Below are 17,189 nucleotides of genomic sequence, written 5' to 3' on the forward strand. Positions count from 1 at the left end.
AGGGGACACGGAGGAGCCTTCCGGTGGCGGCTACGGTGCCGGGCGAGGCGCCTGGCGGGTGTGGACCCCCCCCGCCAGGCTAGGGAATTTGCAAGGAAAATGCCATTTCGGTATACCTCCAGGCCGGGGCTTCTCCCCTGCCTGGAGGTTTGCAGCTTCGCCTGTAAGGCTTCGAAGATTCAGTCTTTTTCCAGCCACTCCCGAATCTGTTGCGCGGTGTCGGGCCAGGAGGCGTCGAGGCGGTTTTGCAGGAAAAGGGCATACAGGCTGTCAAAAAGCTGCAAACCTTCCTCGAGCACGTACATCCTCTCGTAGAACAGAGCTTCCTTTTCGCTCCCCTGATCGACGTTGGTGTCCTTTTCGAGCTTGACCGGCGGCGCCTTGAAAGAGGCGAAGTGGAAGGTGCTCCCCTTGAGGGTGAGTTTCCAGAGGTGCTCCTGGAGTTCCAGGTAGAGGATCGCCTCGTGGATCTGCTTGCCGCCACGCAGGGCGGTGCGCACCTCGCTGAAATTGTCCTGGGGGCCGGCCACCGTGACCTTCTGCATGCCGTTCTCTCCGCCGCCCTGCAGGATCAGCCGGTCGTTGAGATAGGCGACGAAGCCATCGCCAGCGACCGCGGGCCCCGGGCGGCAGACGCTGTAACGGGAGGCGCCGGTCATGGTCTGGTGCATCAGCCAGAGCATGAAATCCCAGCCCAGCCACTGGTTGTCCTGGATCAGGTCAAGGACCGCGTCGGTGCTGGCCTGGTTAGCTTCGAGCAGCGCGGGCTGCAGGCTTTGGTCGAGCACCTGTTCGGCCCGGGCGAAGGGGTGGACGGTCACCAGGCGCAGCCCTTCGAAGGTCTGCTTGAACAGGTTTTCGAACAGTTCGACTGCCTTGGCGCTGAGGCTGGCCAGGGTGAGCTGGCCGTTGCGGGTGTCCCAGACCGCGTCGAAGATTGCCGGGGTGGGCAGGGTGCGGGCGAGCAGGGAGCCGCGCACCGCCTCCTTGAGCTCCTCGCGCTTCTGCTTGGGCACCCGCTGCAGGCCCGGGTGGGCGGCGAGAAACTCGGCCTCGGCCTCTTCCAGGTGGGCTTTGAGCAGCGCGGCGGGGACCCGGCGTTGGTCGCGACGCAGGGAGAAAACCAGGTAGTGGTCGCGCCAGTAGACGCGCGGGGAAGCGAACTCCCAGTGCTTGGGGTCATCGACCTCGACCCAGCCGAAAGAGAGCTCCTCGGCGCCGTGGTCGATGGGCTGGAAGGCGTTTTTTGCCAGGCACTCGCCGGCCCAGGGGCCGAGCTCCTCGGCCGGGGGTTCGCCGACCACCCGGAACTGGCAGATGCTGACGGTATTGGAAAGAATTCCCATGACGGATCTCCTTGAATAAGGGGGGTGAGCGGAATCGGGGTTTAGGGGATACACCTTTTGCGGGGGCGGGGCAAGTGAAAATTGGGTAACGGAGCGGGCTCAGCCCGCCGTGCTGCGAAACTGCCAGTTGTGAGCCTGCAGTTCGGCGACCAGCCGATCCAGCTCCAGGGGGGACAGGTACCCCTGTTCGACAAAGTAACGGCCGAGTTTCTGCTGTCGCGAGCGCTGGAAGCTGAGCAGGGTTTGGACCTGTTGGGAGCGCAGCAACCCGAGTTGGACCGCCCTCTCGCCGAAGCGCCCGACCAGTGGCCGGGTCGCCAGCACCGAACGGACGGCGTCTTCGTCCAGCCAGCCCCAGCGGCAGGCGAGGCTGCCGATGGGGGGGCGCTGGCGGCGCTGCCAGACCAGGGCCTCAATCAGGGCGTGATAGGGGATGTGGCCCCGGTAGTAGAGAAAAATGCCGATTTGCAGCGGGCGGCCCGGCAAGGGGCCGCTGTAGAAATGGGCGTTGCGTCGCTGCCCGGGCGCCGGCTCGGGCTCGGCGGGCGGGGTAGGCGCCTGGCGGGCGGTCGGGGCGGGTCGCAGGGGGGATGTTTGGCGTTGCTGCAGAAAGGCGTTCAGCAGCTCATAGGCCCTCAGGATATTGCGGAAGGCGGCGGCCCGCTGTTCCCTGGTCGCCGGGTCGTCGGCCGGATGCAAATCGGGGTGGGTCTGCTTGGCCAGGCGGCGAAAGGCCGACTTGGCCCCTCCCGGCTGGAGGTAGCGCAGAAACTCCCGGGTAAGGCGGGTTTCTTCGCCGAACAGGGCTCGGCAGGCTTCGATGGCCTGGTTTTCCGGAATGGGAGTTCTCACGCGGGTCTCGATCCGTTAATGCCCGGCTGGCTCAGCTGCGGTCGGTTCACTTTATACCCCAGTGAGCGGCAAAGCTCAAGGGCCCCTGCGGCGTGCCCCTCCCGATCACGGGGCCTTCTCGGCGGCGATCCGCTTGCCCAGCGGCCTGAACAGGGAGGGGTAGATGACGCTGGCGAGCAGGGCGGTGAGGATCAGCGTGCCGATCATCTCGTCGGAAAGCAGCCCCATCTTCTGCCCCAGGGTGCCGGCGACGACGATCATCGACAGCGGGGCCGACAGCAAAATGCTCATCCCCGAGGCCTCCAGCAGTGAAAGGCGCAGGGGCCTGGCCAGCAGCAGCGGGTAGATGTTGCTGACCAGCACCATCAGGGTGAGCGCCAGGGCGCCCAGCACCGTCGCGGGCGAGGCGAGCAGGGCGAAATCGAGCTGGGAGCCGACGCCGATGAAGAAAAACGGGATCAGAAAGCCGAAGCCCACCGCGTTGATCTTCTCTTCGAAGCGCCCCTTGCTCTTGAACACGTGGCTGAAAATCATCCCGGCCAGAAACGAGCCGAGGATCGGTTCGGCCCCGGCCAGCGCCGCCAGGATGCCCCCGGCGAAGGCGACGGTGACGATGATGCGGATCCCCTCCTCGACCGGGTCCTCGCTCTCCATGACCTTTGACACCCGCTCCGGGTGCCACCAGGCCAGCAGGTAGAGCAGTTTCAGCACCAGCAGAGCCAGGCCGAAGAGCAGGGCGAGCTTCAGCAGGGCGAAGGCGGCGTTGAGGGTCGGGCCGTAATGATGATAGGCGTCGATGAAGGTCAGCACCAGGATGGAGAGCAGCTCCCCGGTCAGGGCCAGACCGATCAGGTCCTTGCCCAGTCTGGATTTCATCAACTCGGATTCCTTGAGCACCGGGATGACGATCCCCGCCGAAATCATCGCCACCGCCACGCCGACGAAAAACGGTTGGCCGAACAGCACGAAGAGCAGGGGGGTCACCGTGAAGGAGAGCAGGGAAATCAGCACGTACCAGGCCGATCTGCCGCTTTTGCGGATGCTGCGCAGGTCGAGTTCCATGCCGGCGATGAACATCAGGTAGATGAAGCCGATTTCCCGCAGCAGCTCGAACCACTCGGGGCGGTGCAGGATGAAGAAATTGAACAGCAGCGCGCCGTAGACAATCTCCAGGGCGGCCGAGGGGACCCGTAGGCGCCGAGCCAGAAACGGGATGATCGCCACCCCGAGCAGAACCAGAAACAGGGAGAGGTTATGCTTGTCCATCGGTTTCAATCAGCTGGGCTGCAAGTGAGGAATGGGGCATGACGGCTCTCTCAGGCGATTACGTCGACCGGGGGGATCAGCAGGGTCGAGACGGGGGCCTGCCGGACGATGCTCCAGCCTACGTCGGGCTGCAGCAACGAAGCGAGCCACCCGGAGTCGCGCCAGCTGGCCATTTCGCTGACCAGCAGGTTGTGCTCGGAAAGCGCGCCGGTCACCGCGGTGATCGGGTTCCCCGTCAGATCCACCTCGCGGATTTTCGATTTGTAGATCAGGCGCAGGTCGGAAACGGTCTTTTCCATCTTTTCCCGGTCGGCGGCCTGCTCCTCGGAGGAGATGTAGCGGGAAAGGGCGACGAACAGCGCGTCGATCTCGTAATTGATGGCCGCCGACATCTCCAGGGTCGTCTCCAGGGAACGCTGCAGTCCGGGGCTGCTCAGACAGGGGACCGCGACGCGCTCGTAGGGGAAGCTGCCGGCGGCCAGCATGACCGGGCAGATCAGCCCCGTGGAGAGTTGCACCAGGTGGTCCTTGCCGCGATGCTTGCGCAGCGCCGAAAAGGCATGGGCTTCGATCGCCTCCTTGGGCAGCACCAGCAGGGCCGGCCTGCGGACCTGCTCTTTGACCAGGGAGGCCAGTCCGGCGAGAAAGGGCCGCCCGGTCGCCTCGAGGATGTCGTACTGTTTCAGGCTGTGGGCGGCGGCGATCTGCTTGAGCTTCTCTTCCAGCTCCGGGGTCTTGCGCGCGGCGACGAACATGGCCCTGCTCAGGGGGTAGACGCTGAGCAGGTAGCCGATCTCCTCGAGGTAGCTCTCGTCGGTCCCGTTGGGAAAGCAGGCGACCAGGGTATCGCCGTATTCCAGCGGAAAATGGGCGAAGCGGAAGGTGAGCATTTCCGCGACGGTCTTCAGCACCATCGGGTCGCCGAGGATGACGACCTTGTCCTTGCCGCGTAGGGACGTTTCGCCCTGGGGAACGATGATGTTCCCCTCCCGGTAGATGATGCCCACCCGCCAGCTTTTCGAACGCAGGGCCGCCAGGCGCTTGTTGACCAGGCGAGAATTGGGGTGCACCTCGACCTCGAGGATTTCGTTCTTGCCCAGGCCGATGCCGTGCACCGTCTTGGTCTTGGCCTCGAGACGGTTGCGGATCCCGGTGGCGCTGATGTTGAAGATGCTCTCCACCTCGACATCGAGGCTCTCCAGGGTGGCAATCCCCTTCTGGGTGATGCCGATGGAGACCACCCGCGGTACCTCGAAGTGCTCGTGCAGCACCCGGGCCACCTCGATGTTCACCTTTTCTGTGGTGGTGCTGATGATCACCGTGTCGGCTTCGGCGGCGCCAGCCTCCTCGAGGACCAGGCGGCTGGTGGCGTCGCCGAGGATAGTGGTTATCCCTTCGCCGCGCAGCTGGCGGGCCGTCTCCAGGGAGAGATCGCTGGTATCGATGCAGACCAGGGAAAAATCCCGCGACAGGTGCCGGATCAGTTGCAGGCCGATGCTGCCGAGGCCGATGATGAGAACCTTGCCGGTTGCCATAAGAGCCTTTCCTTACTGGAAAAATGCCGGTGGATCAATTTTCCAAGTCTAGGGATAAAAGCTCGCCGATGCAAGGCGCAAATGCTCCCCGCAGAGGGCTGGCGGGCTTTGACAAAACTGGCATCCGAAGCCTATACTCTCCTGAGTAATTTTCCTACACAAGCGAGGGCGCATGGATTCACCCCTGGACGCACGCATTGCCGCACTGGCGGCCAAGATCGGCAGCTACGGCAAGGAGAACCTGGAGGACATTCTGCACGTGGTGATCGAGGCCCTCGGCCTGATCTCCCGGCAGAACCGCTGCCGGATCTACCTCGAGGACCTGACCAGCGGCAGCCTGAGCTGCGCCGCGGCCAGCGGCCTGCTGGCCCAGGCCATCCGCCAGCAGCACTTTCCCATCAACAGCGCCGAGTACATGGTCTCGCGGGTCTACATCTCCCAGGAGGAGGCCCAGGTCGAGGATGTCGGCGCCTTCCCCAGTCCCTTCGCCCGCGAACTGGCCGAGCGCTTCGCCATCCTCTCCTGCTACCTGGTGCCGCTGTTGCACCAGGGGCGGGCGGTCGGGGTGGCCTGCCTCGACAGCAGCCGCAAGGGGCAACTGCCCGGCGAGGAGGTGCGCCGCCAGCTCAAGGGGTTTCTCGATCGGGTGGTGCCGGTCATCGACCAGGCCCGCAAATACCACCAGCAGATGGTGCTGGCCCGGCGGGTGGACGAGGCGAAGAAGAAAGAGGCCGCCTTCACCATGGTCAAATCAGCCGTCAGGCTGATCGACAAGCTCTCGCTCGCCTCGGTGCTGGTCCCCTCGCAGATGGTGCCCGGCGCCGCCGAGGGAGGGCTGCAGATTCTCGCCTCCTATTCGGAGGAGAAGGAGGCCAAGCGGCTCTACGAGGACGAGCGGCAGATCAACCTGGGGCGTGGCAAGTCGCTGCTGTCGCGCTTTATCAACAGCGCCGGGGTGATCACCGACGAAACCCTGCTGGGGCCGCTGTATATTCCCAACCTGCCGGCGGAGACCCTGCAGAAGCGCTACCTGACCGAGGAGATGGGGCTCAAGTCGCTCTACATGGTGCCGCGCTTCGAGCCGCGCACCCGGCGGCTGATCTGCCTGGTCAACTATTACACCCGCGAAGCCCACCGCTTCAGCGATTTCGAAAAGGGGCTGCTCGAGGCTCACGCCGAGATGGCCCAGCGGGTCATCCAGGAGATCGGCGGCGAGCACATGGAGATCCAGGTCCTCTCCGAGATCAACGACCTGCTCCAGGAGAAGTTCGAGGGGGTGCAGACCTTTCTGAACCGGGTGCTCTCCAAGGCCACCGAGCTGATCGGCGCCGACACCGGCAGCATCGCCCTGGTGCGCGAGCAGGACGGGGTGAAGTGGCTGGTGGTCGAGGAGCCCGACGGGCGCCTGGTGGGGGCCAAGAGCAAGGAGTGGCTGAAGAAGAACATCCCGCCGATCCGCATCGGCGGCCGCGACCTGCCCGCCGAGGAGCGCAGCCTGACCGGCTACGTGGCCCACAGCGGGCGGCCCCACGTCATCGAGGACACCGACGAGGAGAAGCGCGGCGGCGGGCTCTACCGCGAGATCACCGAGGTGATCAAGAGCGAGATCGCCGTGCCGGTGGTCTTCGACGGGGAGGTCATCGCGGTGATCTGCCTCGACAGTCTGCGCCCCATTTTCTTCACCGACGAGCACAAGCGCATCCTGCTGATCATCGAGCGGATGATCTCGCGCTATCTTTCGGACCTGCAGCGTATCGAGAAGCTCACCACCGAGGTCAACCGCCTGCGCTCCGACGTTGGCTACAAGGACCCGAAGATCTCCTCCTACAAGCTCGGCAACATCATCGGCAACTCGCCCAAGGCCAACGCCCTGGTGGAGTTCATCCAGCGCATCACCCCGCCGATCTTCAACCGCATCGCCTACTGGAGCCGCACCGATGTGCAGGAGGCGACCCTGGGGCTCCCCTCGATCCTGGTCACCGGTCCCACCGGCAGCGGCAAGGAGTTTTTCTTCAACAACATCTTTTCGAAACTCAACGAGATGTACCAGGCGCAGATCGACCCGCGCGGCGAACTGCCGGTGAAAAAGAGCAACATCGCCGCCTACAGCGGCGAGCTGACCTACTCGGAGCTGTTCGGCCACAAGCGTGGCGCCTTCACCGGGGCGCACACCGACCGCACCGGGATTCTCGAGGAGGCCCATGGCGGCGTGGTGTTTCTCGACGAGATCGGCGACGCCGACCCCAAGACCCAGGTGCAGCTGCTGCGCTTTCTCGACAACGGCGGCTTCATGCGCCTGGGGGACAACGTCACCCGCTACGCCCGGGTGCTGCTGATCGCCGCCACCAACAAGAACCTGCGCCAGCTCATCGACGAGGGGCTGTTCCGCGAGGACCTCTACCACCGGCTCTCCGAGCTGACCATCGAGGTCCCCTCGCTCAACGAGCGGCGCGAGGACATCCCCGACCTCGCGGTGCACTTTCTCGGCAAGCTCTACCGGGTCTACAAGCGCCCCGAGGAGGGGGACGAAGACGCCCCGGCCATCACCCGGGGGGCCCAGAACCTGCTGACCACCCACCACTACACCGGCAACATCCGCGAGCTGCGCAGCATCCTGCTGCGCGCGCTGTTCTTCCGCCGGGGGCGCATCGTCACCGAGGACGACGTGCGCGAGGTGCTGGCCGGCATGGGCAACCGGTCCGCCGCAGGGACCGGGGAGAAACTGACCGGCGAGTTGGCCCGGGAAATTTTCGAGACCATCAGCGCCGGCCGCGCCGACTTCTGGAGCGGGCTGCACACGCCTTTTTCCGAAAACCGCATCTCCCGCGACGTGGTGGCCGCGACGGTGGAGCTGGCCCGCGGCCAGGGGGCGACCAGCATGCCGAAGATCGCCGAGGCGCTGGGCGCCTGCGACCCCAGAAGCGACAGCGACCAGGAACGCAAGCTGTTCTACAAGTTCAAGAATTTTCTCTACAAGACCATCCGCATCTCGTGAACCGAACTGACCCCCATTGGCTTGCCAAGGGGAAGATTACTGCTAGAATTTCCGCCGTCTGCCCCCTGTGAAACGGTTCCCGGGAGCCGGGCCACGGGTTTCGGCAGGGCAGGATCTTCCGTTTTTATGGAGGTTTGGAGCAGATGAACAAGGTTTTCAAGAGTTGTCTGATTCTTGTGCTGATTGGCAGTTGCGCAGCGGGGTTGAGCGGTTGCTTTGGCCCGAACTACCTGCTGCCCGAGAGCCAGCTGTCCGTGGACGAGGCCAAAGAGCTGATCAAGTCCGGCGAGGCCAAGGTCGAGGAAGGCGATGCGATGATCGGCAAGGGCAAGGACCTGCGCAAGCAGGCGGAAAAGCTGATCGATCAGGGGGAAGATCTGCGCAGGCAGGGCAAGGCGGAAATCGCCCGCGGCAAGCAGCGCATCGAGGCCGTGGAGGTGCTCGAGGACGCCGAGCAGATGCGGCTCAAAGGGGAAAAGCTGCACCGTAAGAGTTATTAGCCAACGAGCCTCGCCTTTGAGAGAAGCAGGCAGACCCGCCGGACAAGGTTCCGGCGGGTCATTTTATTGCCCGAATCCCTGGCGTGAGGGAACACTTCCAAGATGCAGCCTTAACCCCGGCGCGCCGCCTCGATGGCAGCGATGTCGATCTTGCTCATCTGCAGCATCGCTTCGAAGGCGCGCTTGGCTGCCGCCGCATCCGAATCGGTGATCGCCTGCGTCAGGGCGATCGGCGTGATCTGCCAGGACATCCCCCATTTGTCCTTGCACCAGCCGCAGGCGCTCTCCTGGCCGCCGTTGCTGACGATCGCGTTCCAGTAACGATCGGTTTCGGCCTGGTCGGCCGTGGCGACCTGAAAGGAGAATGCTTCGTTGTGCCTGAACGCGGAGCCGCCGTTGAGCCCGAGGCAGGGAATGCCCATCACGGTAAACCAAACCGTCAACACATCCCCTTTCTTCCCTGACGGAAAATCTCCCGGGGCGCGGAACACCTCCCCCACGGACGAATCCGGAAACGTCTCGGCATAAAAACGCGCCGCGGCCTCGGCGTCGCCATCGTACCAAAGGCATATCGTGTTCTTTGCCGGCTTGAGCATCTCACTCCTCCATCAAGATGAGCCATCTGTGGCTGAAGTCAAAGGTGCGCTCGCAGTCCGCGAGCCTTGGCTCTGCGGCCATTTCCCTGTCGACATTTTACCGTCTCTCAGGCAAAAAACCCGGTCCACGAATCTGGGGGTTTTCTTGCTGACCAGGGCCACTAAGGAACTTAATTGCTGTGGCAGCAGACCTTTCAAGGACGGCATGTTATTTTCTCTCGTACGCTGGAAACCGGTGCCATCGAGATTGTCCACGTGCTGCATGTAAGAATGGATGTGGAGACCCCTCTTTGACCTCCCGGTGCAAAATTCCCCCCCCTGGGAATTCCAATTTTCCCATGAGCCAGGAATTGTTGGAATCTTTGGAGGCAATTCCCCCGGGCTCATCAGCGAAAATAGGAAGAATTCTGATGTCAGCCATCTTGCACTGATTTTTCTCCTAAAAAACAACGTGAAACAGAATCCGGGACACACCCGCCAAACTGGTAGGCATGTGGAGATTTTTCCATTTCTGGGCGTGTCTACAAAACCGAAAACCTCAAAATTATCTTGACAGGTCCCCCAAAAGCCTATAGGCATGTCCGTAGTCCGCGGACAGCGGACGTGAAATAGGGGGGGCGCATGAAAAGTCAAGACATTTTTATTCTGCTCAAGTTGGCCAGCCTGCAAAGACAAGAAAAGGCCATTATCGAAAAACAATCCCCGTCCAAAATGTACATTCACGGGTGGGAGGGCTGGGAGATCCCTCCCGAAGAAGTTGACGAAAGACAACTCGCTCGACAAGTGCTCCACCTAGAGCAGGCCAGCCGGTATACCGCACGAGGGCTTGCCGAAGAGCTGGGCGTCGGGAAAACCGAGGTGAATAACGCGATCAAGCGCTGCATTGCCGTTGGTATGGCTACCCTGGACCGGCACACCAGTCGCCCCAAGGCTAACTTCAAGGTCTTGCTGGAATTCATCGTCTATGGTCTGAAGTATGTTTTCCCCGCCGTTCCGGCCGAGATTGTCCGGGGGATACCGACCTCGTTTGCCGCCCCGGTCCTGGAGGGGCAACTCATGACCGCCGGCGAATTGATCTTTGTCTGGCCCGACGCCCGGGGGAAGAGCAAGGGACAATCCGTCACCCCCCTGTTCAAAAGCGTTCCCTACGCAGTCAAAAGAGACCCCCTTCTCTATGAATACCTGGCCTTGGTGGACGCCATACGGCTGGGAAGCCCCAGGGAGGCAAACCTCGCCGAGCAATTGCTCCGAGAAAGGTTGAAATAGCAATGGCGGACAACTACAACAGGTTGCACGTAATGTTGGTCACCGTCGCCCGGGCCCTCGGCCCCGATTTGCTGCAGGAAGTCGCATTTGTGGGCGGTTGCACCACCGGGCTGATGCTGACCGACGCCTTCAGCAGGGAAGCGGTTCGCTATACCGACGATGTCGATCTGATCATCAACGTTGTCGGCTATGCCAGGTGGGCGGCCTTTCAGGAGCGACTGCGCGCCCGCGGGTTCCGGGAGGCTATGAACGAGGAGGTGACTTGCCGCATGTGCCTGGGAGAGCTTCAGGTCGACTTCATGCCCGACGACGAGAATATCCTGGGTTTCAGCAATCGCTGGTACGCGGCCGGGCTCGCCGACGCCCGGCCCTATGAGCTGGAGCAGGATCTGACGATCAGGCTGCTGACCCCGCCTTTTTTCGTCGCGACGAAACTGGAGGCCTATCTTGGCCGGGGCAGCGACGATCCCCAAGGCAGCCACGATATGGAGGACATCCTCACCCTTTTCGACGGCCGCGAAGAAATCGCCCGGGAGATCGCAGCCGCTGACAAGGACCTGCGGACCTTCATTGCCCAGCAGATCAGACTGCTTCTGGCCAATGACGACTTCGATTACGCGGTTCAAACGGCCGTCAGAGGCGACCGGGATCGCCAAATGCTCATCTATGAGCGCCTGGAAGCGGTCAGAGATCTTGCGGAGGAGATTTGACCGAGATGGATATGTTTGGCATTCCCGGCAGGGCAACTTGACGCCCGACAACCGCGATTATTGCGGAATTTCAAAAGCCGGTGGAATGACACTGTGCGTTCTCGCCGATGGTGCGACCGGCTGTCTCGCTGGCGGCGACTAGTCCAAGGCGCTGGTGTGTCGCTTGCTGGATGGTTTTTTGCGCCTGAGCCAGCCCGCTTCCACCGATGGGATGGTCGGGCTGTTGCTGGAAGTCCATGCCGGCCTTCGCCGAAAGCATCCAGCCGATTCGGCCAGTTACATTATCGCCCTGATGGGAGAGGGACTGACCATAACCACCTTGCACGCTGGTGACTGCCGCCTTGGGAGGTTAACTAATCAGGGTTCGATCCGGTGGCTGACGCCAGTTCATACCCTGGCGAACGCCATCCAGGATCTGGATGAGCGGGCATTGAGGCTGTCCCCGGATCGCCATCTGCTCACCAGGTCTTTCCAAGCCAAGCGCTTCCAGCCCCCTGATTGTGTCATCCATGAATTTGATGAGCGTGATAGAGGGCTCCTAATTGCAAGTGACGGGTTTTGGGCCGACTTATAGGGGATGAACAATTGGAATTATTACAGGGAATTCCCACGGGAAAGCTGGCCAGTCCTGACGATATGAGCTGTTTATTCCTGCCACTTCCCATGGGGGATCAAGGGCGAGCGCTACTTACCGCTCAGCGGGATGCTTCAGGTCAAAGGTCTGGGAACCTCATTCTCGCCACGCGGTAAACAGGATCTTGATCGTCAAAATAGACCCAATGATTTGGCGGCCCGGCGCCACTCGCGTCATTTTCCCCAAAAACTTTCTGCCCTTGATTTCGATCCTTGCTAGAACTGAATCGCCCTAGTTTTGTTGACACTCGTTATCCTGAAAATCGTGAAATTCACCATATTCAAAACAAAAAGGCTCCGCCGGAGTTTCCAGGCGGGGCCTATCCTGTTTGTCGGTGCAGAATGTGGTCCTGCTTTGCGAGGGGTATTGTCGGGCACCCCTGCCCGATATTGAGGGCCGGCCCCTTGTGCAGGCTTTGCGTGGAAACGGAAAAATCAGACCCACCGGATACGGTTTCGGCGGGTCTTTTTATTGGCCGAACCCCTGCAGGGCCTTCTCCACCGCCTGCCGCTGGCGGGTGTTCCAGGGGCCGACGATGGCGGCCTTGAGCGCCTGGGGGACGAACAGCTCGCGGGCGGTTTCGAGCAGCAGTTGGGGGGTGACCGCCAGCACTTCGCGGCGGTCTTGTTCGATGGTGCGAAGATAACCGGCCATCTCCCCCCAGCCGTAGCGGGTGGTCATGGCGTCGGTATGGTCGCGGCTGAAGTCGAGATCGTACAGGTAGGCCTTGATCACCCCGGCCAGATCCTCGGCGCCCACCGGGTCCTGGCGCAACTCCTCGAGAACCACCAGGGTCTCCTCCACCGCGCGGACCAGGTTCTCCGGGGCGACCGCCATATCGACGGTGAAGCAGCCGCAGTCGGCGAACAGCGAGAGGTTGGCTTCGACGTTGTAGGTTAGGCCCAGGTTCTCGCGCAGCCGCAGCATCAGTCGCGAAGTTCCCCCCCAGCTGAGCACCCAGCGCAGCACCCGCAGCGGCACGCAGCGGCGGTCCCCCCGGCCCGGCACGCGAAAGGCCAGCTGCAGGTTGACCTGGGAGTCCGAATCCTTGACCCAGGAGATGGCCGGAGTGGCCGGCGGCTGCTCGGAGACCAGGCGCGGCGCCGGCGGAGCGCCTCCCTGCCAGCTGTCGAAGGCGTTCTGCACCGCCTGCAGGACCGCCTCGCGGTGGATGCGGCCGGCCACCGCGATCACCGTGTTGCCGGGGGTGTAGTAGCGCTGCTGATGAGCGCGCAGCTGCTCGCTGCCGATGCGGGCGATGGTCTCGCGGGTGCCGATGGTCGGCTGGCTCAGCGGGTGCTCGGGCCAGAGCAGGCGCGCGGTGAGGTTGTCGGGGCTGATCTCCTCGCCGCGCTCGTTGAAATCCTCCAGCGCCTCTTCGAGGATGATCTTGCGCTCCAAATCGACGTTGCTGAACAGCGGCCGCATCAGCATGGAGGCGAACAGTTGCGCCCCTTCGCCCAGGTGCCCCGGATGCAGCCGGGAGTGAAAGCAGGTGTTCTCGGCGTCGGTGGAGGCGTTGACCGAGCCGCCGATGGCCTCGAAGGCCCGCTCGAGCTGGAAGCTGCTCGGGTACTCACGGGTCCCCCGGAACACGATGTGCTCCAAAAAGTGTGAGATTCCAGCCAGGTCGGCGGGCTCGTTACGCCCACCCACGTTGACGAAGCAGGCCATTTCGGCGCTGTGCAGATGGGGCATCTCGATGCTGACCACCCTCAGCCCGTTGTCCAGGTTGTCCTTGAAATACTCGTTCATGCTGCTCCGTGGGAATGACGCTGGGTCGGTTTAGTCGGACTGGCGCTCCTCATCGGGACGGGCGCCGAGAATCAGGGTCTCCTCGCCCCCTTTGGCCTTGCGGCCGATGCGCATCAGCACCACCAGGTGGAGGAGAAAGGCGAAGATGAACAGCAGGGTGACCCAGCCGGGGATCACGCCGGCCCCGGCCTGCTCGAGAAATTGCCCCCAAGTGTGGGCGGGCTGGGGATGCAGCAGCATCTTGAGCAGCCAGCCGGCCACCAGCACCACGAAGAGGAAAATGTAGTTGGCGTAGATGCGCCGGCCCATGGCCTGCACCAGGGTCATCTTGTAGCGCGGATGGAGCAGGTCCTTGGCCAGAGCCTGGCGCCATCGCGAGGCGGTCTCGCTGTCCATCCGCTCGAGCAGCACATCGGCCACGAAGTTCTGGTGGATCAGCTTGACCCGGTACTCATAGGCGTCGAAAAAGCGGTAACGGCGCGATTCGACGTACAGCAGGATATAGGCGATGGCCAGCCCGAAGAGAAAAAAGGCGTGGATGATCTCCGGGTGGGAAAAGCCGAAGCCGAGAAAGGCCGCGGTGGTCCCCACCGACCAGTTGGTGGTGCGGTCGAGTCTTTCCCGCCAGGCCAGGCTGCGGGTGACCTCGCCCCGGTAGTAGTGCATCAGGGCGGTGATGGTCTCTCCGGTGCTAAGTTGGCGGTTTTCCCTTCTCTCCTCAACCATGGCGGCCCCGCATCTGCAATGCTGATGGTCTTTTCCGATTATAACAGACCGTTTTCCCCGCCGAAGCCCGATAGTCTAGTCCAGCCTCCACATCCCCGCAAATGAAAAATCATCCTGGCGCCCGGGAATTTTCGATCCGGATTAATTCCTGCCGCAAAATGTCATTGTGTTGACTTTTTGGGGTGATTTACAGGACGGAGGGGCTCGAAGTCTAGTCGGAAACTAAAGAAATGAAAATGTGATTTCCAGGGGTTAGGGAGGATGTTCGGGAATGGGCATGTGCATTGCTAGTTAATCCTGCGTAACTTTTCGATGTCTGCGGAGGTGAACAGTGAGGTTCACCGGTTTAAGGCCAACCTGGCGTAAATATTTGCCTGCCTGATCAGGAGTGCAGGTGATGGCCAGGGCGGCCAACCCTAATTCGGTGCCACCGTCTAAGCTCGGGGTGCCAGAAAACCTCAAGGAGGAACAAGCATGCAGCAGAAAGATGGAGGGGGCGCAAGGAGAAGCTGGCAGAAAAACCTGTTGAGTCTACTGCTTGTCGGGAGCGTCGGGTTGGCGGGAGCGCTCGCCGGCTGCGGCGGGGGCGGCAGCAGTTCGAGCGGCGGCGCTGGGGGCGCGACGGTAAGCACCCTGTCGGGGGTTGTGGCCGATGGTTACCTGGTTGGGGTAACGGTCTGCGCCGACCTGAATGAGAACAACCAGTGCGATTCCGGAGAGCCGGTCGCCACGACGGATGCGGACGGCGCCTATACCCTGGAAGGGACGGATATCGAAAGCTACCCGGTGGTGGTCGTGGTGCCGGCCGGAACCCCTGACGGTGAGGGGGGAACCTTTGACAAGCCGCTGATTCTTTCTTCGCCGCCCGGGACTGAAAGTGCAAAATTCATCAGCCCGGTCAGCACCATGGTGCATCAGCAGATGAAGGCCAACGGTCTTTCCGCCGAGCAGGCCCAGGCCGTGGTGAAGAAGAGACTGGGCGTGGCCGAGTCGACGCCCGTTCTCGGCGAGGCGGCGGACTTCATCAAGCACAAGGCGGCAAACCAGGACCTGGAAGTGGTTCACAAGGTCGCCCGGGTCGCGGCCAAGGCCTTCGGCGAACTGCACAGCCAATTTGAAACGACCCTGGGTGGCTCCCTCAGCGATGAGCAGGTCAGCGCCATCGTCACCGTGGTGGTAGACAAGGTCATGCAGGAGCTTTCCGGTGTCGTACAGCAGATTGCGGATCTGGAAACCAACGAGCAGGTGGACTCCCTTGCCGGTTCGGTGGCCAGCAATGTGGCCGGCGAGAATAGCGATGCTTCGAGCCTGACCGATGAACTGGCCGCCGCCGCGCTGCCCAAGGAGGATTCCGCCTTCGACGCGCTGCTGAACGCCGGTGGCTCTTATTGGCTCGGCGCCTGGGATTACATGGACGAGAACGGCCAGATGGTCCAGGAGGCCGAGTATGGCCGCGTCTACCTTGACGCTTCCGGGGCTCTGCAGGAGGAGCAGTATCGCCTCAACCCCGCCGGCGGCTGGGACCTCGACGTTTCGCAGGACGACGATTACCAACTGGTCGACGGCCAGTGGGTCCTGGCCCCCGAAGGTCCAGATAATTACGCCATCCAGTTCAACAACGACGGTTCGGCCCTGCTCACCCACCGCATTACCGGCGCCCAGGAGCGTATCACCGCCACTGAGGTCGCCATAGCCGGCAAGCCGATGGGGCAGTTCGCCAAGAGATTTCACCGGCTGCTTGCCGATCCCACAGCCCCCTTCGGTCCCGGGGCCAAGGCCTTCAAGCTGGCTTTCGAGAACCTGGTGGATACCTATGAAGTCTCCCTGTGGCTGGATGATCAGGGGCAGGACCGCAACTTTGTGGCGATCTGGACTGGCCCGGAAACCTTCACCAAGGTGACCAGCCTGCAGCAGATGCTGGAGTCTTTCCCGGCAGGCGGAAACGACTACCTGCAGGTTGGAAGCAACCTGGTCATCCAGTTTGGCCCCAACAACAGCGTGCTGGTCTTTCGCCAGATGTGGTCCATGGGGATGATGGGACCTTCCTACGAGCAGATCGCCGGCGGTTCCTACCTGCGCAGCAGCGCCACCGGAGTGGATATGGTTCAGCTCGATCTGCCTGAATTCGTCAAGTACGAAGGGGAATTCGACGGCCTGCCCTGCTTCGTGGTCTGGGCCAACGGCGATGTCAAAGTCGGCGAGTTCTCGCCGGCGGGGATGGTCGATTTCGGGGAGGATTTCGAGGTCAACGAGGTGGCCTTCCAGGACATCATGGAGAATTTCGTGGCACCCGGAACCGACACCGGCAGCGATACGCCCTCCCTGCTGGATCCTCCGGCCGAGGCTGAGGTTGTCCCCTTCTCGCCTGGGGAGCTCTCCGGCAACACCTTCGCCCTGTTCCAGCCGGATCAGGTGACCCTGCTCACCTTCAACAGCGACGGGAGCATTTCGGAGGCGACGCGCGAAGACAGTGCCCCCACCCCAGAGATCCGGACCGACAGCGGGACCTGGAGCGTTGACCTCGACGGGGTGCTGAACCTGCAATTCGCCAGCACCGCCCCCAAGGCCCTGACCTTGGAAAAACTAGCCGACAGCACCACCGAAACCCTCTCGATCTATTTCGAGGAGGGCGTCGATGGGGTCGTTTCGGATAACGGCTATCTCCCCCTGGAGGTAACCCTCCCCTTTGCCGATATGAACGGCGTGACCCTGGTGGGGGAGGACGGAGATACCCTGGCCTTCGGCGCAGGTACGGGCATTCTGACCGAGGACGGGGAAGCCATCCCCTTTGATTTCACCCAGGTCGACGGCGTGCTCACCCTGTTCATGGGCAGCGATGAAATTACCGTTCATCAACTTGCCGAAAGCCTGGTCCCGGGCACCATCACCATCGTCGGCACCGTGCGGGAGTCCGGCGGGGCGATTGTGGACGTGTTCAACGATGTCATGAGCGTTCAATAAGCAATAACGCTTGTCATGCAATGCAGGGCCGCCTCCGGGCGGCCTGC

General features: G+C 62.4%; 13 protein-coding genes. 6 read left to right on the forward strand and 7 right to left on the reverse strand.

Annotated features, from left to right (window positions below; all coding sequences use genetic code 11):
* Positions 1-179: 179 nt before the first annotated feature.
* The 4 genes from rdgC to DESUT3_RS02815 all read right to left on the reverse strand — a co-directional run bounded on the left by rdgC (position 180) and on the right by DESUT3_RS02815 (position 4,999).
* Positions 180-1,346, reverse strand: a complete 1,167-nt coding sequence (gene rdgC / locus DESUT3_RS02800; protein ID WP_221250953.1) for a recombination-associated protein RdgC — start codon at positions 1,344-1,346, stop codon at positions 180-182.
* Positions 1,347-1,445: 99 nt separating this feature from the next.
* The gene (locus tag DESUT3_RS02805) at positions 1,446-2,198 is read right to left on the reverse strand and encodes a J domain-containing protein (protein WP_221250954.1); all 753 of its coding nucleotides are present in this window, start codon (positions 2,196-2,198) and stop codon (positions 1,446-1,448) included.
* 105 nt (positions 2,199-2,303) lie between these two features.
* The gene (locus tag DESUT3_RS02810) at positions 2,304-3,464 is read right to left on the reverse strand and encodes a cation:proton antiporter (protein ID WP_221250955.1); all 1,161 of its coding nucleotides are present in this window, start codon (positions 3,462-3,464) and stop codon (positions 2,304-2,306) included.
* Between the two features lie 50 nt (positions 3,465-3,514).
* Positions 3,515-4,999 carry a potassium channel family protein gene (locus tag DESUT3_RS02815; RefSeq protein WP_221250956.1) on the reverse strand — a complete coding sequence of 495 codons (1,485 nt, stop codon included), beginning with the start codon at positions 4,997-4,999 and terminating at the stop codon, positions 3,515-3,517.
* Positions 5,000-5,171: 172 nt separating this feature from the next.
* On the opposite strand from DESUT3_RS02815, the gene DESUT3_RS02820 reads away from it, so the two are divergent.
* Together DESUT3_RS02820 and DESUT3_RS02825 are read left to right on the forward strand one after the other, a co-directional pair.
* Positions 5,172-7,994, forward strand: a complete 2,823-nt coding sequence (locus tag DESUT3_RS02820) for a GPMC system transcriptional regulator (protein WP_221250957.1) — start codon at positions 5,172-5,174, stop codon at positions 7,992-7,994.
* 143 nt (positions 7,995-8,137) lie between these two features.
* A complete protein-coding gene (locus DESUT3_RS02825; RefSeq protein WP_221250958.1) occupies positions 8,138-8,494 on the forward strand; it encodes a hypothetical protein in 357 nt (118 codons plus the stop codon).
* 110 nt (positions 8,495-8,604) lie between these two features.
* On the opposite strand, the gene DESUT3_RS02830 is transcribed toward DESUT3_RS02825, so the two are convergent.
* Positions 8,605-9,090: a VOC family protein gene (locus tag DESUT3_RS02830; RefSeq protein WP_221250959.1), complete on the reverse strand. Its 486-nt coding sequence runs from the start codon at positions 9,088-9,090 to the stop codon at positions 8,605-8,607.
* 621 nt (positions 9,091-9,711) lie between these two features.
* Between DESUT3_RS02830 and DESUT3_RS02835 the strand changes: the two genes are divergently transcribed.
* The 3 genes from DESUT3_RS02835 (at position 9,712) to DESUT3_RS02845 (ending at position 11,640) form a co-directional block, all read left to right on the forward strand.
* The gene (locus DESUT3_RS02835; RefSeq protein ID WP_221250960.1) at positions 9,712-10,356 is read left to right on the forward strand and encodes a hypothetical protein; all 645 of its coding nucleotides are present in this window, start codon (positions 9,712-9,714) and stop codon (positions 10,354-10,356) included.
* Positions 10,357-10,358: 2 nt separating this feature from the next.
* Entirely contained in the window at positions 10,359-11,066 is a 708-nt protein-coding gene (locus DESUT3_RS02840; RefSeq protein WP_221250961.1) for a hypothetical protein, read from the forward strand.
* A gap of 163 nt (positions 11,067-11,229) precedes the next feature.
* The gene (locus DESUT3_RS02845; RefSeq protein WP_221250962.1) at positions 11,230-11,640 is read left to right on the forward strand and encodes a hypothetical protein; all 411 of its coding nucleotides are present in this window, start codon (positions 11,230-11,232) and stop codon (positions 11,638-11,640) included.
* 528 nt (positions 11,641-12,168) lie between these two features.
* Here the strand turns inward: DESUT3_RS02845 and DESUT3_RS02850 are convergent.
* Both DESUT3_RS02850 and DESUT3_RS02855 read right to left on the reverse strand, forming a co-directional pair.
* On the reverse strand, positions 12,169-13,455 hold the full coding sequence (locus DESUT3_RS02850) for a M16 family metallopeptidase (RefSeq protein ID WP_221250963.1): 1,287 nt from the start codon (positions 13,453-13,455) through the stop codon (positions 12,169-12,171).
* A gap of 30 nt (positions 13,456-13,485) precedes the next feature.
* Entirely contained in the window at positions 13,486-14,181 is a 696-nt protein-coding gene (locus tag DESUT3_RS02855; RefSeq protein ID WP_221250964.1) for a DUF2270 domain-containing protein, read from the reverse strand.
* A 474-nt stretch (positions 14,182-14,655) separates the two neighbouring features.
* On the opposite strand from DESUT3_RS02855, the gene DESUT3_RS02860 reads away from it, so the two are divergent.
* Positions 14,656-17,142 carry a hypothetical protein gene (locus DESUT3_RS02860; protein WP_221250965.1) on the forward strand — a complete coding sequence of 829 codons (2,487 nt, stop codon included), beginning with the start codon at positions 14,656-14,658 and terminating at the stop codon, positions 17,140-17,142.
* The last annotated feature ends 47 nt before the right edge of the window (positions 17,143-17,189 follow it).

This window comes from Desulfuromonas versatilis, from assembly GCF_019704135.1.
Lineage (GTDB): Bacteria > Desulfobacterota > Desulfuromonadia > Desulfuromonadales > NIT-T3 > Desulfuromonas_A > Desulfuromonas_A versatilis.